Source organism: Pseudobutyrivibrio sp. JW11 (assembly GCF_900115355.1).
In the GTDB taxonomy this organism is placed as follows: domain Bacteria; phylum Bacillota; class Clostridia; order Lachnospirales; family Lachnospiraceae; genus Pseudobutyrivibrio; species Pseudobutyrivibrio ruminis.
Genome location: NZ_FOWB01000003.1, coordinates 84358 through 108146 on the forward strand (window position 1 = coordinate 84358; position 23789 = coordinate 108146).

Consider the following 23789-nt stretch of genomic DNA (forward strand, 5'->3'; position numbering starts at 1 on the left):
AAAAATAGCAAAATATGTAAGCTTCGCTTGGTAGACAAGTGGAGCTTACTTTTTTATGATTGAGAAAAAGTGATAAAATATTTGCAAAGGTGGTGGAAATATGAGGAAGGTATACTTGGATAATATTCGTTGGATAACAGTAGTGCTGGTAGTCATCTATCATGTAATTTACATATTCAACGGTGTAACACAACATGGCATCATCGGACCTTTCAGTAAACATCAGCCTCAGGATACATATCAGTACATTGTATATCCTTGGTTCATGTTACTTCTGTTTGTGGTATCCGGCATGTCAGCCCGCTATGAACTAATTAAACGAACAGAAAAGGAATTCATCAGAGTAAGGACGAGAAAATATCTTGTGCCATCAACAATCGGTCTTCTGGTTTTCGGCTGGGTTCTTGGTTACTACAATATGCTGATTTCCGGTGCATTTGATTCCATGGGCAATGTACCGGGGCCAATCCTTTTCCTGATAATGGCAGTCAGCGGCTCAGGCCCTCTGTGGTACATACAGATGCTATGGCTCTTTAGCCTGATGCTGGTACTGATCAGAAGGATTGAAAAAGACAGATTCTATAATGTCTGCGGTAAAGCCAATCTTTTGATACTTATACTTCTTGTTATACCCGTATTCGGAGCGGCGCAGATACTTAACACACCGATAATAGTGGTGTACAGATTCGGTATCTACGGATTGGGTTTTTTGATCGGCTACTTTGTACTGTCCAATGAGGTCGTGATGGATCGACTTGGCAAAAACTGGCTGTTATTGAGCGTCATTGCCCTCGCATCCTGCATAGCTTTCGTGATTTTATATATAGGTCAGTCTTATCCGGATCATGTGGTTCTGGATACAATCATGTGTAATGTATACGCATGGTTTGGAACTCTGGGTATACTTGCCTTCATGAAAAAATGGGGGAATTTCACGAATGCTTTCTCAAAGTGGATGTGCCGAAAATCATGGGGCCTCTACGTATTCCATTATCTGATGATAGCGGTCAGCGGATGGTATCTGCATACATTATGTCCGTTCCTTGCCCCTGTCATCGTATACCTGTTGGTTGCAATAGCAGCATTCGCAGGCTCCTACTTTCTGTATGAAATCATGAGCCGCATACCTTTCATAAGGTGGTGTGTTCTGGGAATAAAAAAAGAGAAGAAAGAATGATTCGGACAACCTAATAAAATACTATTTGAGGTGTATCAATGGAAATTATTGACGAAAGGATAGACGGCGGAAAAGCTTTTGATTGGGGTAAAACATCAAAAGACTATGCGATGTACAGAGACATTTATCCGGACATTTTTTATCAAAAAATCGTGGACAGAGGACTATGCATAAAAGGTCAAAACGTGCTGGATCTCGGAACAGGAACAGGCGTCCTTCCACGAAATATGTATTATTATGGTGCAACATGGACGGGAACAGATATTTCACCGGAACAGATTGAGCAGGCTGAACAGTTGGCTAAAGCTGCCGGTATGAATATTAGATTTCAAGCAGAAGCTACAGAAAACCTAAATTTTCCGGTTGAAAGCTTTGATGTTATTACAGCCTGTCAGTGCTTCTGGTATTTTGACCATGAGAGAGTAATACCTCATTTGGCGAAGTTGCTCAAGCCCAATGGCAGGCTTCTCATTTTATACATGGCTTGGCTGCCTTATGAGGATGCAATCGCAGGTGCAAGTGAAGAATTGGCATTGAAGTATAATCATGAATGGACAGGAGCTGGTGAGACAAGACATCCGATATGGATACCGGATGTGACCTATCGTTATTTTGAATTAGAAGATCATGAAGAATACGATGTTATGGTTCCTTTTACAAGAGAAAGCTGGCACGGCAGGATGAAGGCTTGCCGTGGTGTAGGTGCTTCACTTTCTGATGAGGAATTGCTTGCATGGGAAAATGAGCATAAAGAATTGCTTATGGAGAAGGCACCGAAAAAATTTGAAGTGCGTCATTACGCCGCTCTTGCTGTGCTGAAGAAAAAATAATAAATCAAGGCTCCTTGGCAAAAATCGATAGGATATAGGAACTAAATATAGTATAAAATCAGCTTCCGAACTTGAAAAAATTTGGGAGCTTTTTTGATTGAAGAAGGGGAGTCTTAATGATAACATATACGTGTTAGCGAAATAATAACATACGGTTTAACGTATTTGATGCAAACTTTAATAATGCATAAAAAAAGAAACGAGCAACTCTCTCGGCCTTAAAGGCTTACCAGACAAAAAACCCATTTCTTGATTCTTATATTAGTGTCGGGATGTGTTTGTGTCAATAGATTTTTAAGTGTTTTAAAAGGAGACCAGCAGAAATATGACTATTACAGAAAGAATCTTTTATTTAATAAAGGCTAGAGGCATGAGCCAAAACTCATTTGGAAAAGCAGCGGGTATAGCCCCTAGCACAATCAGTGATTGGAAGACAAAAGGACATACTCCTTCTGCTGATAAGATAATGGATATATGCAGAGTATTAGAAGTAACACCAGAGATTCTTCTTACTGGTAAAGGTATAGATGAAGCTGAGGTAAAGGAGATTAAGGTAGATTATAAGGAAAAGCAGCTTTTAATGGAATATGAAGGTTTAAATGAGGACGCTCAAAAGAGACTGCTGACCTATGCGAAGAAGTTGGGGGAACTGACAAAGCTGGAGGAGATTTAATTTTTGAGGTCACAATTTGTGACCTCAAAGAAGTAATATGAAAGGTATTTTTAGTAATTGAAGAATAATGTAAATGTGTCTGTAATTCAAGATGCAGATGGAAATAATATTGTAATGATTAATGATATTGCTTTTAAGGGAAAGCGATCGATGAATTGGGATGATGTAAAGGAGTATTTAAAAGGATTTGTTGGAAATAATTACACTATAGCTGGCTCTAATGAAGTTGTTTATATTGGAACTGATTTACCCGATGAATATACTGGTTCAGATTATACCTATAGCTTGAAAGGTGCAGTTGCTAAAGCAAAAGCCAACGCAGCTCAAGGATTAGGAGAATTAATTGAGATAGCAACAAATGGAAAGCATACAGAGAATAAAAAGGAAAAGCATAATATTGATGGAGCTAATGGTTGGTATCGTTATGATTCTTGTTTTGCTCTGCCTGTATATGGAGTTGATAATAAAGTGGAAAGGTATAACGTCTTTAATGTAAATTTGATAATTAGACATGATTTAGATGGCAAGAAGTATTTATACGACATAATAAACATAAAAAAAGAAACGAGCAACCCGCTTGGCTGTTAGTTTCTAACACGTACGGTAAAAAACCCATTTCTTGATTATTATAATAAAGACGAAAATGGCTTGTGTCAATAGTTTCTAGGATTATTTTAGGAAGGGGATATTTATGACAAAGGAGAATATGAGAATGCAGGAAAGTCAGGCAAGTCCACTGTGGATCGCCTGGCTTTTAATAAAATGATTGAAGAAATCAAATATAGTACCTCATAATAAATATAGTGTGGTATAGTAAAGACTATACTAAATTTAATAGGGAGAGGAATATGAAAAGAAAAAAATATATGGCCATAGTCATGATGGTTCTTGTGGCATCAACTATGGTTGGTTGCAATGAAAATGCATCAGAAAATGTTAGCGAGAGCATAGTAGAAAATGCAGCAGAATATACTGGAGAAGATGCCACTGAACAATCAACAGATAGCACAGAGGATAATATCGCTGATTCAGTATACGCGGATGTTGAAAGTGGGAATGCAAAGGTTGAATATACTGGAAAAGGGGATAGCACAGTTTATTTAGAATTATCACAGGTTCTGACCGAAAGTGAAAGCTATACCATAGATGAAATCTGTGAAGCTTTAAATCAGATAGAAGATTTTCAGAACGAGGTAGATATAACATACTCAATAATTGATTGTGGCAGTGATGGTGAGAGCGAGCTTCTTGTTGAGGCACAGCTTAGTGCGATGTATAGCCTGGATATGATAATAAAAAAAGTAGATGATAAATATGTTATTTGTTACGCAAGGGACAATTCAGATAGAGCAACGGAAAAAATCAATGAAGATGGAACAATCGAACGTTATTTTAGTTCTGCTTATAATATTCATGATACGGAATATTCTTTTGTGGATGCAGCAGGAGAATATAAGTTTTACTATGGTGTTACAGAAACGCTTTCGTTATTTGACACTTATGATATTTACGAAGGTGACTCAAAGATATCAATTTCAACCGAAGGCCTTGATGCTGAGCATATAGCTGTCCAGGAGTACTATTTTGAAGAGAATTATGATGATAGAGAATACTTCTATTCGTTCTATACCTTTGATGATAACTATGGAAAAGTGGAGACTGAAGAAGGAAAGGCTGATTTGGCGGAGCTTGGAGTTCGATTCAAAGACGAAGGATATTTAGTATATGATCAAGACGGCATAGATGCAGTCCTTCGGGATAGAGAAGATGAAATAGGATATACAAAGCTATAAAAAAGTGGTCGATTTCGACCACTTTTTTAGTATTCAAGTATTAAATTAATCCAGCAAATACAGTGGCAAACACAACTGTTAGGATGCCGGCAACAGCGATTGAAAGAGAACTCATAGCGCCTTCGATTTCACCGATTTCCATAGCTTTTGCAGTACCGATTGCATGGGCTGCAGTACCAAGTGCTAATCCTTTAGAGATTGGCTCGTGGATTCTAAACAGCTTGCAAATGAATTCTCCAAGAATATTTCCGATTACTCCTGTGATAACAATTACTGCAACAGTGATTGTTACATATCCGCCAAGCTCTTCTGAAACACCCATGCCGATAGCTGTGGTGATTGACTTTGGAAGAAGTGTAACGTAGTTTTCATGGGAAAGTCCCATAAGCTTTGCTAATACAAATACGGTGGCAAGGCTAGTAAGAACACCGGCTGTTATACCAAGAATTACGGCCTTGGCATTCTTCTTGAGAAGCTCAAATTCCTCATATAGTGGAATAGCAAGGCATACTGTTGAAGGTGTTAAAAGCCAGCTTAAATACTTGGCTCCTTCATTGTATGTTTCGTAGTTGATGCCACATGTACATAAGAAAATGATTGTAAATATGATAGATATCAGAAGAGGATTAAAGAATCCAAATCCAAATTTCTTCTTTAACCATGCACCCAAACCATAGGAAACAAGGCTGATTGTTACTCCAGCGTAAGCGCTGGTCGCCATAAATTCTGTCATTATGCTTCCTCCTTCTTTCCCATACGAATAATTCCCTGTGAAACTAATCCTGTAGCAGCCATTACTGTAAAGATTGTGATAACAGTAATTACTGAAACTGGTACGAGAACAGGCTTAAGTACATTCCAAGATGACATAAGACCAACTCCTGCTGGGATAAACATTACAGGCATAATTTCAATCAGGAATTTTCCAGATTCTCTAACCTGGTCAAGCTTGAGAATTCCTGTGAGAAGAAAAATAAACATAAAGACCATGCCATAAATGCTTGCAGGTATAGGAAGTGGGAGAACTGCTTTGCAAATCTCTCCAAGAAGTGAAACTGCAAGAATGATTAAGAATTGTTTTAAATATTTCATTGGTATACCTCAATATAACTTAAAAGTTCTTACACATTATACTCTATGTTTTGAAAGAAACAAGGGGGTGTATATTAATTCACATAAAGAACATAATAGTCGGAAATCTCCATTCTTTAGACACAATTGTATAGTAGAATCAAAAAAGAATATGTAAGTAAATTGGTAAACTATCTTTATTTTGCATACTTTGGGGGTAAGAATGAGAGAAGAATACTACGACACCATAACGACTGGAAAAATTCCAAAGGGGTTACCAGGTGGCTTTTTTGTCTACGAAGCAGGTGGCGATGAGCATATAGTATTTGCTGAGCCAAACGTAGTAAGACTATTTGGTTGTGATAGCTTTGATGATTTTATGGAATTGGTTGGTGGCAATTTTAAAGGCATGGTTCACCCGGATGATTTGTATAAAATCGAGAATCAAATCGAGGCCCAGACCATCTATGCGGAAAAAAGACATGATTATGTGCGATATAGAATAATTACCAAACAGGGTGACTTACGTTATATAGAAGACTTTGGGCATCTTCTTCACAGTGGTGATGGAAAGAGCTACTATTCTGTATTCATAGTTGATGTTGATCAAAATGAATACTTGAACACCACAAGTAATTCATATGCTGAGGCTGAGGTTCTGTCATCAAATCGAGAGACCGATGAACTGACAGGACTATTAAACATGGCTTATTTCTATAATAAGGTTCAGTTGCTGTTATCTGCTCCAGAATCACGTCGGCAGCTGGCATCCTTTGTCCATTTTGATATTCCTAATTTTAAACTGTACAATGAGCGCCATGGTTTCAAAATGGGCGACGAGCTTTTGTGCGATTTTGGTAGAACGATAAGTGATGTTTTTTATGGCGGAACTGTTGCAAGATTTTCCGATGATCACTTTGTAGTATACTGTACAGCACCAAAGGAAGAAGTTATCGAATGCGTAGAAGAAGTATATCGCAAGATGCTTCTCACAGATGATGTAAATAAAAAAGTAAAAATAAAAGCAGGTATATATTTCATGGAAGACCGCCGTGCAGAAGTTGGATTAGCATGCGACCATGCAAGACTTGCCTGCAATAGTATAAAAAGTCGACATGATATAAACTATTGTGTTTATGATGATATTATTCGTGATGGCCTGCGCCGTCAGCAGTTTGTTGTTGACCATATTGATGAGGCCATTGCAAAGGATTATATAAAGGTATTCTATCAGCCAATTATAAGAGTTAGCACAGGAAAGATATGTGGATATGAAGCCCTTGTAAGATGGGTGGATCCTGAAAATGGAATGCTTCCTCCAGGATACTTTATTGAAACATTGGAGCATTTTCATTTAATTCATCTTGTAGATGAATTCGTAGTAAAAAAAGTTTGTCAGGATTATAGGAAGCTTGCTGATGAGGGAGAATCATTGGTTCCAATATCAGTAAATATTTCAAGGCTGGATTTTGAGATTTGTAATGTATATAAGCTTCTTTCAGATTTCTGTGAAATATACGAAGTTCCAAGAAACATGATAGATGTGGAAATCACAGAAAGTGCTTTTTCAGATAATACTGGACTAATCAAAGAAGAGGCAGGCAGAATTCGCGAGGCAGGCTACGAGATATGGATTGATGATTTTGGCAGTGGCTATTCCTCACTGACCACATTGGCGGATTATCAATTTGATGTACTTAAGCTTGATATGGTATTCCTGCGAAGCGCAGATAAAAATCCAAAGACTAAAACTTTAATGAGTTATATTATAAAGACCGCAAATCAGTTGGGAGCATCTCCTCTATGTGAAGGCGTTGAGACTAAGGAACATTATGATTTCCTTAAGGAAGTTGGTTGTGAAAGGGCTCAAGGCTTTTACTTCGGAAAACCTATGCCTCTTAATGAGTTGTTGGATAGAATGTATGAAAAAGGAATGCAGTGGGAAGAATAATTCCCACTGCATTTTTTGATCAATATTAAAGCTGAGCTGTACAATGTGGGCAACGAGTTGCCTTGATGTGAATTTTGCTGTAGCAGTATGGACAATCCTTTTCTGTAGGTTCAGCTGCCTCAGCTTCTTCTTTATTTTTCTTTAAAAGAGCAGCAGCTCTTTCAGTTCCTCTGTTGATACCCTTGATAATTAAGAAAATAACAAGTGCTGTAATAAGGAAATTGATAATTGCTGTAATGAAATTACCATATGTAAGAACTGGTGCGGCCTCTCCAGTTCCAAGGGTAACCTTTAACTCAGAAAAATCTGTTCCTCCAAAGATTCCAAGGATTGGAGTGAGGATATCTTCGTTAAGGGAAGTTACGATAGCTGTGAAAGCACCACCTACGATAACACCGACAGCCATGTCCATTACATTTCCACGAAGAATAAATTCTTTAAATTCAGAAATAAAACCATTCTTTTTGCTCATAGATTACCTCCCTATTAATAAAAAGTGTGAAATATATTTTTATCACATTTATTTTACCGATTTAAAAGAATATTAGCAATAATCTTAACCAATAATATCTAGATAAACCAATAAAAATTAGTTCAAATTGTAAAAATATAAAAAATTGAAAAATAAGTATTGATTTTATACTTAATATTTGGCAAAATCATAATATACTAATTGCGAACAGATTTAGAGGGAGGATTAATCTAAATGTTTTGTGTAAAATGCGGTAAAGAAATTATGCCTGGTGCAAAGTTCTGTACAGGTTGCGGTGCACCAGCGCCAGAAGCTGAGCAGCCAGCACCACAGCCAATTCCACCAGTACAACAGGCTCCAGTAGAACAGCCAGTTCCACCAGTACAACCACAGCCAACTCCACAGCCTGCTCCACAGCCACAGCCTATGCCTCAACCAGCTCCACAGCCTATGCCTCAGCAGGTGGATGTGAAAGCTGCAAAAAAGGCTGCCAAGGAAGCAAAGAAGGCTGAAAAGAGAGCAGCTAAGGCTGCCAAGAAAGCTGCCAAGGCAAATAATGAAGGCGGAAGTAAAAAGCCACCAGTTTTTGTTTGGATTATCATTGCAGTACTAGTGGTTGCAGCAGCGGTAGCAGCAGTATTTGTTTTGCATCGTTCAAAGACAATCAATGTAAATGATTACATGACTGTAGAATTCACAGGATATGATTCTATGGGTAAAGCAACAGTTACAATTGATGAGACATTCTGGGAAGATTTATATAGCAAATCTAGATTTGATGACAAATCAAAAGTAAAGAAATCATTCACTTCGCACTATGGTCCAGCAGACTATATGGAAGAGGCTATTGGAAATAAAATCAGCTATGATGTTGATCCAGAGAAAAAGCTTTCAAACGGAGATGAGGTAACAGTCTCTTGGAAGGTTAAGGCTGATTCAATCGAAAAGAAATATGGCGTAAAGGTTGAGTACGAGGACGCAACATACACAGTAGAAAAGCTTGAAGAACTTAAAGAGTTCGATCCATTCGATGGAATCGAAATTTCTTATACAGGTATCGAGGGCGATGGTAAGGCATCTATCAAGGTAGTTAAGGAAGATGCAGTTTATAACGACTTCTCATATTCATCAAGCCAGAGCTACTACTTATCAGAGGGAGATATCATTACCGTAACATACGCACCATCATACAGCGAGGATGAGCTTGCTGAAATGTGTGCAGAGAAATATGGAATGGTTCCTACTGCAGTTACAAAGGATTACAAGGTAGAGGGCCTTGGTCATCTTCTTAAGGATTCTACAGAGATTACTGAGGAGAGCATGAGTTCTGTAATCGAAGATTGCGAAAAGAAGATTACTGATGTTTCTCGTCTCAGTTCAATGGAGGAAATGCAGAGCATAAAGTACTTAGGTTCATACCTTCTCCAGGAAGCGGATTACTCTGAAGGAAATGAAGTAATTGCTGTCTTTGAGTGCTCAGTGATGCTTTCTGATTCAGATTCATTAGATACTGATTCATTTACATTCTATACATATGTTGAAATCAACAATGTAAGCATAAATGAAAAGGGTGAATGTGGTTACGAAAAGATTCTTGGTACAACAACCACAACAGTACAATACGAAACAAAGTTTGACAAAAAGTTTAATTACTATGGATATGAAAAAGAAGCCGATTGTAAAGCTGAAATTGAGGAAGCAATTGACTGGTATGTAAAGTACTATGGATTGGTTACTTCAAACACATTCGGTGAGGCTTTATAAGCCAGTTTAACTAACAAAGAAAGACTTCTCACACAGGCGTGTGAGAGGTTTTTTTTTATGCTAGTTTCGATTATAATAGAATAATCGAATTATTAAATCAGGAGAATTTGTTATGGGTTTATTTGACAAAAAGAAAAAAGAACAAGAGGTTAACACAAAGGCAGCTGAAAACCTCAATATCGAAGATACTGACGTGACTGACAAGGTAGATACTAGCAATAGATTCTTCGTATTGGTTGAGGGTGTCACATCAATGCTTGATGGAAATGGAAGCATCATTTCAGGACAGCTTTACGGCCAGCTCCACAAGGGCGACCAGGTATATTTATATCAGGCCAATGCACAGGTTGCAGAATGCGAAATTCAGGCTGTTGAAGCTCTTGTTGAAGAAAAGACTTCAATCGTAGATGAGGCAGAGAACACATCAGTTTCTCTACAGCTCAATCTTCCAGACGAGGTGGCAGTTCGTAAGTATGCTGTCATCACAAATCTTAAGCCACAGGAAAAGGTGGACCCAAGGGTTTCTATCGAAAATCCAGCATTAGCAGGAATTATTAATGGTATGGTTAAGTTTGGCAAGGATAATGGCTTCCATGCAACACTTGCTTACTGGCTTAGTCATGGTCATTTCATTACACCAATCAAAATGGATATTGAGCCTGAGCTCAATGAAAATGGTGTTGCAAAAATCAGCAAGGATACAAAAATCGGATTCTATATGCTTAAGTCTCAGATTAAGCTTACTGGTACACCAGAGGATAAAGATAGCTTAGTACTTCCACTATTTACAGACTGGGCATCACTTCGCAGATGGAAGAATCTTGCAAAGGATGGACAGAGAGTACATACTCAAATCCTTTCATTCCAGGATGTATACGGAATGCTTAAGCGTGGAAATGTTTATTCAGGAATTGCTGTTAATCCATTTAACGAAGTTCCATGTACACTTCCAATTCCTTATTTGGATACTATCACAAACACACCGGGCTACAAAAACGATTTCGGAATCAAGGAAAATGGAGCAGGCGCTGTTCAGGAGCAGAAGATTCCAGCAGGAAAGAGAATCCTTCTTGGTGTTCCAAAGGAGACAGAAGAGGTTGTTGCTATTCGTAGCAAGCTTGAGGAATATGGACAGAATCACGATGATATTAAATCTATCAGCTTCCTTACAAAGGTTGAAGAGGATACAAAGGTTGTTCGCCATCTAGTAGTATTGGAGTTTCCAGAGGGGTACGAAACAGAAAATATGAAGCAGCATATGGAAGCAATCTACAAAGAACTCAATCCGCTTGCACAGGAGATCAAGCAGATTGAATATGCAATAAAGGGGCGCATAAAGGCTATCGATGATGTAGTCGAGCAGCATGAGCAGCAGATGCTGATTTATAGAGCGGAGAAATAGTAGGCTTGTTATCGTAATCAGCGTATTATAGGGGGGAATTAAATAATGAAATTAGATGTTAAGAAGACGGTGCAAATGGGGTTTGCATTTCTTTCGATTTGCGCATTTTGGCAGATGTATAATGCACTGATTCCACTTGTGCTTACAGGCACATTTCATCTTAATGAGACCATATCAGGGGTGATTATGGCTATGGATAATGTGCTTGCACTTTTCTTACTACCAATGTTTGGTGCTATATCAGATAAGTGCAAAAGTAAGATGGGCAAGCGTAAGCCATTCATTCTTTTTGGAACTATTGCAGCAGTTATTCTTATGATGCTGCTTCCAATTGTTGATAACAGCTACTTTGCTAATCCAACAATTGAAAAAGAGATTTTGTTCATTGGAATACTTGGTGCACTTCTTGTGGCAATGGGCACATATCGTAGCCCAGCTGTTGCTCTTATGGCAGATTGCACTATCAAGCCATTTCGTTCAAGGGCCAATGCTATCATTAATCTGATGGGGGCCATCGGAGGAATCATCTATCTTGGTGTTGCAGCAGTGCTATATCCTGCTTCAAAGATAAAGGATTTGGAGCACGTAAATTACATGTTGGTTTTTGCAGTAGTAGCAGGAATCATGCTTGTGTCTCTTTGCATCGTAATGATCACTGTAGATGAGGTGGCACTTAACAAACAGGTAGAAAACTATGAGCTTCTTCATCCAGAGGAAGTGTTCACTATAGAGGATGAATCTGGAAATGAAGTGCTTCCTACAGAGGTAAAGCGTTCATTAGTATTTTTACTTATTTCAGTAGCGTTATGGTTCATCGCATACAATGGCATGGAGACATGGTTTACAACATACGCTGTCAGAATGTGGGATATGGCTCTTGGAGATGCTTCGTTATGTCTTCTTGTAGCTACAGCAGGTGCTATTGTTTTCTTTATACCATCAGGTATTGTGGCATCTAAAATAGGCAGAAAGAAAACAATTCTTCTTGGAATCGTAATCCTGGGAGGAAGTTTTTTTGCAGGTTTCATGTTTACACTGATTCACCCAAGCTTTTCGCCACTGCTTTATGTTCTTTTTGCATGTGTAGGTATAGGTTGGGCGTTTATCAATGTAAATTCACTTCCAATGGTTGTAGAAATGTGTAAGGGTTCAGATATCGGAAAATTTACAGGATACTACTACACATTCTCAATGGCAGCCCAAATCGTAACACCTATTGTTGCAGGATGGCTGCTCTTACATGTGGGATATATCACACTTTTCCCATATGCTACCGTATTTGCAATATTGGCATTTATCACAATGATGTTTGTAAAACATGGAGATGGAAATGTGGAGGCTAAACGCGGCTTGGAAGCTTTTGAAGATATGGATTGATGTTACAAAAGCAAGGAAAAGAGGTAATAAACCAATGAATAAACCATTAGTATTTGCTCACAGGGGAGCCAGTGGCTATTTCCCTGAGAACACTATTCCTGCCTTCAAAGAGGCGGTTAGAATGGGGGCAGATGGAATAGAGCTTGATATACACAAAACAAAGGATGGACAGCTTGTTGTCATTCATGATGAAAAAATAGATAGAACTTCTAATGGTAAGGGAGACGTTAAGGATTTCACTTTGGAGGAGCTTAGAAAATTTAATTACAATGCTACTCATCCAGAGTGCAAGGAAGCTCCTATTCCTACCATGAGAGAAGTGTTCGAGCTCATTAAGCCAACTAATCTAATCATCAATATTGAGCTTAAAACCGGAATCGTTTTTTATGAGGGGATAGAGGCAGATATTCTTGCCATGACTAAGGAATTTGGCATGGAAGACAGAGTAATCTATTCATCCTTCAATCACTATAGTGTTATGAAAATAAAGGAGCTTGATCCTACTGCCAGGACAGGATTCCTCTATATGGATGGTACTTTAAACATGCCAGAATATGGTAAGGAACATGGTGTGGAAGCATTGCACCCAGCTCTTTATAATGTACAGTATCCTAATTACGTACAGAGATGTCATGAGCTTGGATTGAAAATCAACACATGGACTGTAAATTCTAAGCAGTATATGCACATGGCATGCGAAATGGGATTGGATGGAATCATCACAAACTATCCAGACAAGGCATTAGAAATAGTAAACAGCTACAATTGGGGCTAAAATGAAATTTGAAGATATATTTATTAAGGAACAGGATTTTGCCAACACTATGAAGGGCAAAGTCCTTCCTTTTCTAAAGGATAAAACAAAAGAAGGGTACTTTGAGAATAAAGATGGTTTGAAGTTGCACTATGCAATGCTGGTGCGCCCAGATGAAAAGGCATCAATCGTTATTTCACATGGCTACTGCGAATTCACAACCAAGTACTCTGAGATGCTATATTACTTCTATCAGATGGGGTATTCTGTGTTCATTTTGGACCATAGAGGACATGGTCTTTCTGATAGAGAAGTGGATGGATACTACAAAATCCACGTAAATAGTTTTCAGGATTACATTTCAGATTTTAATGAATTCATTGAAAAGATAGTTAGGCCGGAAAGTGTTACTGAGCGTCTTATTCTATTGGCCCATTCAATGGGCGGAGGAATAGGTGCATTATACTTAGAGCAATACCCAGATGTTTTTAAAAAGGCTATTCTTTCATCACCTATGATAGAGCTTTCTACTGGTGATACCAGCAAGGTAATTGTTAAGATGTTAGCTCTGCTATCGTACATACCTTTCTTAAAAAAGAGATATTTGCCGGGGTATCATGATTATGATCACACCTTCAAATATCCGAGATGTTCAGCTTTATCAAAGGCGAGATATACATTCCAATACGAGGAGAGAGAAAGAGAGAAGCATTATCGTACAAACGGATGCACCTTTGGTTGGTCCAGAGAAGCATTTAATGTTTCTAAAAAAATTCTAAAAAACGCAAGCCTAGTAAAAATTCCTGTTATAATAATGCAAGCAGCGATGGATACCTTGGTAATGCCAGAGGCTCAAAACGAATTTGCAAAGCGGGCACAGAACTGTCAGCTTAAAAGATTCGAAGGTAGCAAACATGAAATATTTAATGCAACAGATGACATTATCCTTGAGTATTACAACGAAGTATTTAGTTTTATGCAGGGTTTAGAATAGGAGTTAGCAATGTCAGATAAAGATTTTAGAGAATTTGACCCAGATGAGAATTCTACAACGGATATCTCAGACGAGGTTATAGAGGAAGTTACAGGTCAGGAAATAAAAAGGGATAAGGCAGACCACGAGGATAAGCCTACCGAGTTCTGCTATATCTGCCACAGACCTGACAATATTGCAGGCCCATTAATCAAAATGGCACCAGGAATGAGCGTATGCCGCGATTGTATGCAGCACACATTCGATTCTATGGGTGGATTTGGTTTCGGCGGAGGAGACAATTCAAAGAGCAATGTTGATATGAACAAGATTCCCAATATCAGCTTTTTGAATCTTGGAAGCCTCTTTGGCGAGGGACCAAAGGTCAAGAACGCACACGGCGCTGCAGGCCAAAAGGCAGAGGATAGACCAGCACCAGCAATCGACATCAACAACATCATCCCACCTCACAAAATCAAGGCTATGCTTGATGAGTATGTGGTCGGTCAGGATTATGCAAAAAAGGTTATGTCTGTTGCTGTTTATAACCATTACAAGCGTGTGGCTACAGGCACAATGGATGATATTGAAATCGAGAAGTCAAATATGCTTATGCTTGGACCTACAGGTTCAGGAAAGACATATCTTGTTCGTACATTAGCAAGACTTTTGGATGTGCCTCTTGCTATTACAGATGCCACATCTCTTACAGAAGCAGGTTATATTGGCGATGATATCGAATCAGTAGTTAGCAAGCTTCTTGCAGCAGCCGGAAACGATGTTGAGCGTTGTCAGCAGGGAATCATTTTCATCGATGAGATTGATAAGCTTGCAAAAAAGAAAAATACAAATCAGCGTGATGTAAGTGGCGAGTCTGTACAGCAGGGAATGCTCAAGCTTCTTGAAGGTGCAGATGTTGAAGTACCTATCGGAGCTTCAAGCAAGAATGCTATGGTGCCTACCACTACAATCAACACACGTAACATTCTATTTATTTGCGGTGGCGCTTTCCCAGCTATGGATGAAATTATCAAGGCCCGTCTTAATAAGCATTCATCTATGGGATTTATGGCAGATCTTAAGGATAAATATGACGATGACAAAAATATCCTTCAAAAGGTTACAGTGGAGGATTTAAGAGAGTTCGGTATGATTCCAGAATTTATCGGACGTCTTCCAATCGTATTTGCTACAGAGATGCTCGATGAGGATATGCTTGTTCGCATCCTTAAGGAGCCAAAGAACGCAATTATCAAGCAGTACCAGAAGCTTCTTGAGCTTGATGAGGTTAAGCTTGATTTCGAAGATGAGGCTCTTCATGCCATTGCAAGAAAAGCTCTTGATAAAAAGCTTGGAGCGAGAGGTCTTCGCTCTATCATAGAGGAATTCATGCTGGATATCATGTATGAGATTCCAAAGGATGATAATATCGGTCAGGTAATCATTACTGAGGATTATATCGAGAAAAAAGGCGGTCCTAGAATCCTGGTTAGGACAACAGGAATGATACCTGAAAAAGCAGCTGCTAATTAAGAACTTACTGTTATGTAACTCCGGTATTATTTGGTGTTAACAGGCATTAAGTAACGAAAATAAAAATTTGTTCAAAATATTCGGACATTTTCTTTACTTTGAATAAGTGTTCTGTTAAACTAAGTTTAGTCGAGCAAAGCTCGGCAAGTAATATATTGGAGGTACTTTAGCATGAGCAAAGGTACAGTTAAGTGGTTCAACAATTCAAAGGGCTACGGATTTATCTCAGACGAAGCTGGAAACGATGTATTCGTTCACTTCAGCGGCATCAACTCAGAGGGATTCAAGACTCTCGAAGAAGGTGCTACAGTTGAGTATGAAGTAACTGATGGGGCAAAGGGACCACAGGCTGTTAACGTAACAGTTGTACGTTAATCAATTTTTTAATCATTAATCTATTTTTCGGATACCTTTGGTTATGTTATGAAAAACAAGCTTTAAGGCAATACAAAAAAGATTAAGGGGAGAGGCAGTGTAAGAAATTACGCTGCCTTGTTTTTTTAAGGAGAAAGTTTGAAAAGGTTTATACACACTATTGTTAATTTAATAGCTGCGTTGTTGATAATGACAGGTCTGTTTATTGCAGTTTGTTTATTTCTCAGCTTTACCAAAGAGGACTTTGATTTAGAGGGACTTACCAGCGTTAGAAGTGTTTCGGATTTAGTTGAATGGTATAACGGAGAATCAATGGAAGCAATGATTGGAGAGCCAGTCATTGTGGAATCTGTATCATATGACAGATATGTATACCAGACTTTGTCAGAAGAGGAGCAAGAAACCTACGATCAGATATATGATTGCATCATAAACTACAAGGACAAGGTCACTCTTTCTACAAAGGATAAAGATGTGCTAGCCAAGGCCTATGAGGGAGTGATGGCGGACTACGGTAATCTGTTTTGGATAAGTGGCTATCAGTACAACACTTATGCATCTGGTAGCAATATCTTAGGGCTGGAATTTGAGCCTAAGTACACCATGAATCAGGAGCAGAGGGACATCTATCAGGTGAAGATAGATTCTGTTGTGGCTGATTGGCTGTATGGAATTAATCCAGAAGCTAGCGATTTTGATAAGGCTCTTTATGTATTTGAAACATTGATAGAAAAAGTAGATTATGACGCTGATAGTCAGGAAAATCAGAATATCCTAAGCGTATTTATATATCAATCCACTGTGTGCCAGGGATATGCAGATGCAGCTTGGTATCTGTTGGATCAGCTTGACATTAAGAGCACCATAGTCACAGGAACAGCCAATAATGAAAGCCATGCATGGAATTTGGTTTATTTAGATGATGCATATTACTATATGGACGTTACATGGGGAAATAGCAAGTACCTTGACGACAACAATGACACATCAAAAAGAATAAACTATGCTTACCTTGCTATGACTACCGAGGAAATAAGCCAAAATCATGTTATTACATCCTCATTTGAGGTCCCAGAATGTTTATCTAATGTTGATAATTATTTCGTGAAAAAAGGCCTTTATTATGATTGGTTTGGCGTTGATTCTATAGGTAATCGTCTGGCAGCGTCATATAGTGCCGGAGATGAAGAGATATCATTAAAGTTTAGCAATTCCGATTTATATACTAGAGTGCAGAGCTATTTCTTTGATGAGAAGCATATTTCCGACTATATACAGGAGCTTGAGTCCGTATATTATTTGTTGGATGAAAACTCAAATGTAATAACAATAAAATGGAGATAATACACATGTGGTTTTAAAAACTACATGTTGAATTAATAAAAACTATTTACGTGGAACAATAGGGGTGCTATAATAAGTACCACGGAGGAATTGTATACCATGTATAGAGTTATTATTGATAGTTGTGGAGAGTTAACAAAAGAAATGCAGGAGGATGGACATTTTGTTAACGTCCCTCTCACTCTGGAGGTAGGAGACCAGCAAATCATCGATGACGAGAGTTTTAATCAGGCATCATTTCTTAAAGCAGTTGCAGAATGCAGCACATCTCCTAAATCAGCCTGCCCTTCACCAAATGCCTATATGGTAGAGATGGAGTGCGACGCAGAGCGAATCTACGTAGTTACACTTTCAGCACAATTATCTGGTTCATATAATAGTGCATGCTTAGCAAAGGACTTATACGAAGAAGATGATGAGTCAAAGCAGATATACGTATTTGATTCAAAGTCAGCTTCTATCGGTGAAACACTTATCGGTCTTAAGATCGCTGAGTGTGAAAACAAAGGAATGTCCTTTGAAGAGGTAGTAAAAACAGTTGAAGAATACATTGCAGGGCAGCATACATTCTTCGTTCTTGAGACACTTGAAACTCTTAGAAAGGCAGGTCGTCTTTCTAATCTTAAGGCAGCTATTGCCGGCACATTAAATATCAAGCCTGTTATGGGTTCTACTGACGAGGGCAGCATTCAGCAGCTTGGTCAGGCCAGAGGCATGGTAAAGGCCTTGGATAAAATGGGCCAGTGTCTTGTAGACGTTACAGAAAATTGCGAGGAAAAGATTCTTGCAATATCTCATTGCAACTGTTTAGAGCGTGCTTTATCATTAAAGGAAAAAATGGAGTCTATGGCTAAGTTCAAGGAAATCTTCATTGTTGATACACGCGGCGTCAGCAGCATGTATGCCAATGACGGAGGCTTGATAATGGTCATTTAATTGCAATGACATACGAAGAAATAGTTTATACAATTGATAATAAACGCCGATTTGGCAAAGCATGTGGAAGAGATGTAACAAAGGAGCTAATGAAAGTTCTGGATTATCCTGAAAAGGATTTACATATCATTCACATTGCTGGAACCAATGGCAAAGGTTCAGTAGCAGCTTTTGTGAGTAGTATCTTACAGGCTGCTTCTTTTGCATCTAAGGATCATTTTAAGGTAGGTTTGTTCACATCACCTCATCTTATTGAGTACACAGAGCGAATTCAGATTGATGGAAAGCAGATTTCTAGAGAAGATGTTGCAAGACTGGGTGAACGCCTGTTATCACTGGAGTTGAATCTAGAACCAACTATGTTTGACTACTGGTTAGCCATGGCAATGCTTTATTTTAAAGAGCAAAATGTCAAATATGTGGTGCTAGAAACGGGACTTGGTGGAGCAAAAGATTCGACTAATGGATTGAGTGTAAAGCCAGAGGTTTGTGCAATCACTTCTATTGGTTTGGAACATACTCAGTACCTGGGGAATACACTTGGAGAAATTGCAGGTGAGAAGGCGGGTATCATTAAAACAGGGGTGCCTGTTGTTATCGGTGAGATGCCTGATGAAGCCAGTGAAGTTATAATAAATAAGTGTAAAGAACTGGGATGCCAATACACTTTGGCAGGAGAAGTTTCGAAGGATAAAAAGCTAGGACTATTTGGAAATTATCAGAGAAAAAACGCTGCGGTAGCAATAGAGACTGTAAAAAGCCTTGGGTTGGCTATTAATAATCAGAACATTGATTCAGGACTTGCAAAAGCAGTTTGGCCTGGAAGGATGCAAATCATATCTGAACAGCCTTTTATAATGGTGGATGGAGCTCATAACCCATCTGGAGTTCAGGCTTTATATGAAAGCTTGCGTACAGAATTTCCAAAGGAAAAAATATCATTTATAATGGCAGTAATGGCAGACAAGGATTATTTGTCTATGGCAAAAATCATGGCTCCTATTGCCCAAAGGATTTATACAGTTACGGTTGAGTCAGATAGGGCTTTACAGGCCAAGGAATTGGCTGATGCAATAGGAGAGCTTGGTATAGATGCAAAATCCTGTGATTCCTATCAGGATGCCTTAAATCAGGCCCTGTCGCAGGATGAAAAGGTTGTTGCATTTGGTTCGTTGTATTTTATAGGTGAAGTGCTTGGCATGAAAGGATGAGAATATGTTTCGAACTAGACAAGAGGCGTTACAGCAGCTTGGATTGGCTCCAAACGCTACAGAGGCTCAGATAAAAAATGCATATAAGGATTTGGTCAAGAGATTCCATCCTGATGCCACTGGAAGTGCAGATACTACTGCCTACAACAAAATCGTAGAGGCGTACAAGTACCTTCAGGCAGACAATGATGGCAAGGCTCTTGTTCACAGCAAAGTCCTTGGTAAGACAAGCAAACGCTCAACAGCTAGCAATGCAGATTATGCAGCATTCCAAAAGAAAGCTGCTAGGCAAAAGCAGCGCAAGGCAGAGGAATTCGAGCAAAAGCAGAAGGAATTCTCTACAAAGGTAAAGAAACAGGATGAAGATTATAAACGTGCAATGGATGCCATAGATGCTATCCGCGTTGCACGAGCAATACAGTCCATGGTATGGGCTAATGGTTTAGGAAAAGATGAAGGAAGTAATAAAGAATAAAAAAGAAAGTATATTTTGGTCGGTAGTGGTGGTAGCTTTACCAACTATGCTAGAGCAGATTCTATCTGTACTTATGCAATATGTTGATACTGCCGTGGTAGGCCGTCTCGGCGCCAATGCTACAGCAGCTGTGTCTACCTCTACCACAATCACATGGTTAGTAGGCAGTATGCCATATGCTTTTGGTGTTGCTGCAATGACACTTATTGCACAGGCGATTGGAGCAGGTGAAGAGCATAAGATAAAGCTTGTGGCCAAGCGAAGCTTAGTATTTGCTCTTGGAGTAGGTGCTGTGTTAGAGGTTATCTGCCTTGCGCTATCTCCATTTGTTGCCACCTGGATGGGGGCAGAAGAGGCAATTAGGCCTGCAGCTACACGATACTTTTTCTGGATATCAGTACCAGTAATTTTAAAGTCGGTACAGTACATTTTGGCATCTGCAATCAGAGCCACAAAAGACACAAAGACACCAATGGTTATCAGCATTTCTATTAATGCTGTAAACCTTGTGTTGGATTATATATTCATATACATGCTAGGACTTGGAGTAGATGGAGCTGCCTATGCTACCTGTATATCAGCAGCCTTAGGCGGAATCCTCACATTAATCGTGTTCTTCAAGAATCCGTTGTTGTCATTTAAGGGAAATCTTTTCGAGGAAGACAAAGAGACTACTCAGAAGATGTGGAAGCTATCTCTTCCAATTTTGCTAATAAATGTTGCATCAACATCAGGCTATGTTGTTTTTGCAGGATTAGTATCACACATGGGTACAATCATCTTTGCGGCACACAGTATTGCAGTTGGTGCAGAGGAGCTGTTCTATATAGGTGGATATGGCTTCAAATCCGCAGCAAATACTATGGTTGGAATTGCCTATGGCGAGCAGAACCACGAAAAGTATCATGCTGTGTGCGTCAGCAGTATAGTTTGTACCCTTGCAGTTATGACGCTCAGCGGTGTTTTGCTATTCATTTTTGCAGAAACATTGATGGGATTTTTCACTACAGATGCCAGCGTTATTGCACTGGGCTCTACAGTTCTCAAGATGGTCGCATTCAGCGAACCTTTCTACGGAATGTATGTAATCTCAGAAGGTATTTATTATGGACTTGGCAAAACCAAGTATCCATTCGTAATAGAATTTGGAGGTATGTGGCTTGTTAGAATACTTGCCACATACCTCGGAATTCATTTCTTCAACCAGGGACTGGTTTATGTTTGGACTTGTATGATTGCTGACAATGTAATCAAGGCAACCTTGCTTACACTGCCGCTTCCTCGCCTTTGGAAACAGGTCGATCATTTCTCTGAATAGTTGTAACTTTGATTTCTTCTGCTGGTAATTCCACCTGGAAGAATCGTACGTTTTCAGTAAGAGCTTCAGCAATTGCCTGGAGCTCATTTGCTTGTTCTACAACAGCTGTCATTGATTCATCAAGCTGTGATAGTGATGCACTGGTTTCTTCGGTAGATGCTGCATTCTCCTGTGAAATAGAAGATAGAGAATCTACAGACTGAAGAATATTATTCTTACCATCATCCACATTCTTTACAAGCTCAACAATCTGATTATTGCCAACTTCGGTTTCCTGAAGCAGGTTAAGCATTTCATCAAATGATACGCTCATTTCTTCAAGAGCAGCGGCCTCAGTAGTGGTTGCTGCTTTTATTTCTTCAGCAAGCTGTTTATTGTTCTCAGAATAGTGTGTAATTGTTGATAACATGCCTGTAATTTCACCTGCAAGTGTATTTGTTTCCTCTGCCAGGTTCTTGATGTTATCTGCAACAACTGCAAATCCACGACCGGCTTCTCCTGCGCGTGCTGCTTCGATAGAAGCATTAAGGGCTAGAAGGTTTGTCTGGCTTGAAATGTTGATGATACCCTCTGCAGCAGCAGAAATCTGGGATACAACGTTTGCAGTCTCACCAACAGAATCTGAAACCTCGCTAGCAACTGTATCTGTATTTTGATCCTGAATCTTTATCTGCTCAAGCATCTCTTTTAACTTAGAAGACTTGTCATATACCATCTGGCCGTTTTCAAGGTTGCTATTTGCTGATTCAAGAACTTTATCAACAGCTTCGCCAATTTCCATTGTGATAGCAGAAGCATTGCTAACATCCTGTGCCATAGCTGTAGCACTTTCTGCAATATCATAAACAGCAGAATTGATGTTGTTTGTTGTCTGCTGAGAAGCGGAAAGGTTGTCTTTTGCAATTTCAGCTTTTGAATTAACATCCTGAGCATGGTTAATAACTCTTACAAGAGCATTTCTCAAATCGTGGCGCATTGACTCAAGTGAGTTGCCGATGGCGTTGAAATCACGAATAAATGAGTTTGGACGTATCTTTGTGACAAAATCACCGCCAGAGATTATATCAACAGAAGCTCTAATGTTCTTAAGGTTTTTATTAATAGTCATGATTATGAAAATTGAGAAGAGTAAAAGTATGAGTGAAATCACGACAAATACACCAAGTGTTATAAGGATTGCTATAGTAGCATTTGTATGGTTATATTCTCTTTCCTGCTCAGCCCAAAGCTCAACAATATCGCTCATTTCAGATAGAGCATTGCGGGCTGCTGAAAAGTGATTAATCCAAGTAATGAAATCGCCCTGGCCTGTAACAAAGTCATAGTCCTTTTCCCATAGAGCGTAGTTAGTGTTGAAATCATCGTAGAGAGTAGACATTGTGTTGCCGTTTTCAGATGTTACCTGATTCCACAGATAGTCATTTGTCTTGGCAAGCTCTACAGCCTCATTTACACGCTCTAAAACTTCCGCATTGTTTTCCTCTACCTCATCAAGGTAGCGCTGCGCAGTAGCGTTATCTACGTAGCGTTCATAAGCGTTGTATTGAGTTCCTGCTAACTGTGCCTGGTAAAAATCACGATCCGCATTTGTAAGAAGGTTGCTTATTGAATATAAGGTGTCAAAATAAACCTTTTCATCTTGAAGCATGATTTCTGACTGGCGGTATCCGCTTACAAGATTACTGATTAATAAAGCAACAATAAGGGGAAGCACCATTGTGAGCAATAGTGCATTTAGGCTGAATCCAGCCCTAGACTTTTTTTCCATAATACATTAATCTCCTTCTCATAATTATGTATACAATAATCTAGTGAGTAGCTCCATTTTACTATGTTTTTCGATATTTTTGTTGCATTTTATAACCTTTTTTAGAAAATAGGTTATATTCACAAAAATTATGTGAAAAAATTGTTGACATATAACAATAATCATGATAAAGTGCTCTAGGTTTAGTAATGATATATTTTGACTAGGTTTTATTGTGAGGTGAAATATGGAACTTACAACACTTAATAAAGAGTACAAATTACTTCGTGAAGAGAGTAATGAAAAATTTATAAAGATGACTCAGGTTGAGCCAGAGATTAATTTGGTTGAGGAGTACTGGATTACATCAGATCATACATTAGGAAATGCTAGATGCTATTTTGATTCATACGAAATGAGCATTGAGTATGCATTAGACAGAGTTGATTACAGAATGACTCTTAACTCAGATGGTCAGAAGCCATTTATCATTTTAGTAAATGGCAAGGCAATCAACACTAAGGGACAGCTCGAATCTTTCCTTAACGGAGATTTTACAATCAAAGCTGACAACATTGTGGAAAGCAACGTACGTCGTCTTTATTCATAACCG

At 38.8% G+C, this 23789-nt stretch carries 23 protein-coding genes; 19 read left to right on the top strand and 4 right to left on the bottom strand.

Annotated features, from left to right (window positions below; genetic code table 11):
• Positions 1–100 precede the first annotated feature (100 nt).
• The 5 genes from BM102_RS04250 to BM102_RS04265 all read left to right on the top strand — a co-directional run bounded on the left by BM102_RS04250 (position 101) and on the right by BM102_RS04265 (position 4473).
• Entirely contained in the window at positions 101–1177 is a 1077-nt protein-coding gene (locus tag BM102_RS04250) for an acyltransferase family protein (RefSeq protein WP_090479231.1), read from the top strand.
• Between the two features lie 38 nt (positions 1178–1215).
• The gene (locus BM102_RS04255; protein WP_090479234.1) at positions 1216–2007 is read left to right on the top strand and encodes a class I SAM-dependent methyltransferase; all 792 of its coding nucleotides are present in this window, start codon (positions 1216–1218) and stop codon (positions 2005–2007) included.
• Positions 2008–2332: 325 nt separating this feature from the next.
• A complete protein-coding gene (locus tag BM102_RS14475) occupies positions 2333–2680 on the top strand; it encodes a helix-turn-helix domain-containing protein (RefSeq protein ID WP_242942901.1) in 348 nt (115 codons plus the stop codon).
• 57 nt (positions 2681–2737) lie between these two features.
• A complete protein-coding gene (locus tag BM102_RS14480; protein ID WP_242942902.1) occupies positions 2738–3268 on the top strand; it encodes a hypothetical protein in 531 nt (176 codons plus the stop codon).
• Positions 3269–3528: 260 nt separating this feature from the next.
• The gene (locus BM102_RS04265) at positions 3529–4473 is read left to right on the top strand and encodes a hypothetical protein (protein ID WP_090479236.1); all 945 of its coding nucleotides are present in this window, start codon (positions 3529–3531) and stop codon (positions 4471–4473) included.
• A 40-nt stretch (positions 4474–4513) separates the two neighbouring features.
• Here BM102_RS04265 and BM102_RS04270 read toward each other — a convergent pair whose 3' ends face one another.
• Positions 4514–5206, bottom strand: a complete 693-nt coding sequence (locus tag BM102_RS04270) for an LrgB family protein (protein ID WP_090479238.1) — start codon at positions 5204–5206, stop codon at positions 4514–4516.
• Positions 5206–5565, bottom strand: coding sequence for a CidA/LrgA family protein (locus BM102_RS04275; RefSeq protein WP_090479241.1), 360 nt, complete (start codon positions 5563–5565; stop codon positions 5206–5208). The genes BM102_RS04270 and BM102_RS04275 overlap by 1 nt, the downstream gene beginning before the upstream one ends.
• A gap of 202 nt (positions 5566–5767) precedes the next feature.
• Here BM102_RS04275 and BM102_RS04280 point away from each other — a divergent pair, with 202 nt between their 5' ends.
• Positions 5768–7495 (top strand): GGDEF and EAL domain-containing protein, encoded by a 1728-nt coding sequence (locus BM102_RS04280; protein ID WP_090479244.1) that lies wholly within the window; start codon positions 5768–5770, stop codon positions 7493–7495.
• Positions 7496–7520: 25 nt separating this feature from the next.
• Here the strand turns inward: BM102_RS04280 and mscL are convergent, their stop codons facing one another.
• Positions 7521–7967 carry a large conductance mechanosensitive channel protein MscL gene (gene mscL, locus BM102_RS04285; RefSeq protein ID WP_090479246.1) on the bottom strand — a complete coding sequence of 149 codons (447 nt, stop codon included), beginning with the start codon at positions 7965–7967 and terminating at the stop codon, positions 7521–7523.
• Between the two features lie 234 nt (positions 7968–8201).
• On the opposite strand from mscL, the gene BM102_RS04290 reads away from it, so the two are divergent.
• The 12 genes from BM102_RS04290 (at position 8202) to BM102_RS04345 (ending at position 21429) form a co-directional block, all read left to right on the top strand.
• Positions 8202–9731: a zinc ribbon domain-containing protein gene (locus tag BM102_RS04290; protein ID WP_090479248.1), complete on the top strand. Its 1530-nt coding sequence runs from the start codon at positions 8202–8204 to the stop codon at positions 9729–9731.
• A gap of 112 nt (positions 9732–9843) precedes the next feature.
• Positions 9844–11133, top strand: coding sequence for an SseB family protein (locus BM102_RS04295; protein WP_090394250.1), 1290 nt, complete (start codon positions 9844–9846; stop codon positions 11131–11133).
• A 45-nt stretch (positions 11134–11178) separates the two neighbouring features.
• Positions 11179–12510 carry an MFS transporter gene (locus tag BM102_RS04300; protein ID WP_090479250.1) on the top strand — a complete coding sequence of 444 codons (1332 nt, stop codon included), beginning with the start codon at positions 11179–11181 and terminating at the stop codon, positions 12508–12510.
• A gap of 34 nt (positions 12511–12544) precedes the next feature.
• Positions 12545–13285 carry a glycerophosphodiester phosphodiesterase gene (locus BM102_RS04305; protein WP_090479645.1) on the top strand — a complete coding sequence of 247 codons (741 nt, stop codon included), beginning with the start codon at positions 12545–12547 and terminating at the stop codon, positions 13283–13285.
• A gap of 1 nt (position 13286) precedes the next feature.
• Positions 13287–14258, top strand: coding sequence for an alpha/beta hydrolase (locus BM102_RS04310; RefSeq protein WP_090479253.1), 972 nt, complete (start codon positions 13287–13289; stop codon positions 14256–14258).
• A gap of 9 nt (positions 14259–14267) precedes the next feature.
• Positions 14268–15770 (top strand): ATP-dependent Clp protease ATP-binding subunit ClpX, encoded by a 1503-nt coding sequence (clpX, locus tag BM102_RS04315; RefSeq protein ID WP_090479256.1) that lies wholly within the window; start codon positions 14268–14270, stop codon positions 15768–15770.
• A 171-nt stretch (positions 15771–15941) separates the two neighbouring features.
• Entirely contained in the window at positions 15942–16145 is a 204-nt protein-coding gene (locus BM102_RS04320) for a cold-shock protein (protein ID WP_028235478.1), read from the top strand.
• Between the two features lie 138 nt (positions 16146–16283).
• A complete protein-coding gene (locus BM102_RS04325) occupies positions 16284–17489 on the top strand; it encodes a transglutaminase domain-containing protein (RefSeq protein WP_090479259.1) in 1206 nt (401 codons plus the stop codon).
• Between the two features lie 99 nt (positions 17490–17588).
• On the top strand, positions 17589–18425 hold the full coding sequence (locus BM102_RS04330) for a DegV family protein (protein WP_090479261.1): 837 nt from the start codon (positions 17589–17591) through the stop codon (positions 18423–18425).
• A gap of 5 nt (positions 18426–18430) precedes the next feature.
• Positions 18431–19636 carry a bifunctional folylpolyglutamate synthase/dihydrofolate synthase gene (locus BM102_RS04335; protein WP_090479264.1) on the top strand — a complete coding sequence of 402 codons (1206 nt, stop codon included), beginning with the start codon at positions 18431–18433 and terminating at the stop codon, positions 19634–19636.
• 4 nt (positions 19637–19640) lie between these two features.
• Positions 19641–20111, top strand: a complete 471-nt coding sequence (locus BM102_RS04340; RefSeq protein WP_090479267.1) for a J domain-containing protein — start codon at positions 19641–19643, stop codon at positions 20109–20111.
• Positions 20089–21429 carry an MATE family efflux transporter gene (locus BM102_RS04345; protein ID WP_090479270.1) on the top strand — a complete coding sequence of 447 codons (1341 nt, stop codon included), beginning with the start codon at positions 20089–20091 and terminating at the stop codon, positions 21427–21429. The genes BM102_RS04340 and BM102_RS04345 overlap by 23 nt, the downstream gene beginning before the upstream one ends.
• On the opposite strand, the gene BM102_RS04350 is transcribed toward BM102_RS04345, so the two are convergent.
• The gene (locus BM102_RS04350; RefSeq protein WP_090479273.1) at positions 21377–23197 is read right to left on the bottom strand and encodes a methyl-accepting chemotaxis protein; all 1821 of its coding nucleotides are present in this window, start codon (positions 23195–23197) and stop codon (positions 21377–21379) included. The genes BM102_RS04345 and BM102_RS04350 overlap by 53 nt on opposite strands.
• Before the next feature lie 226 nt (positions 23198–23423).
• Between BM102_RS04350 and BM102_RS04355 the strand changes: the two genes are divergently transcribed.
• A complete protein-coding gene (locus BM102_RS04355) occupies positions 23424–23786 on the top strand; it encodes a hypothetical protein (RefSeq protein ID WP_090479276.1) in 363 nt (120 codons plus the stop codon).
• Positions 23787–23789 lie beyond the last annotated feature (3 nt).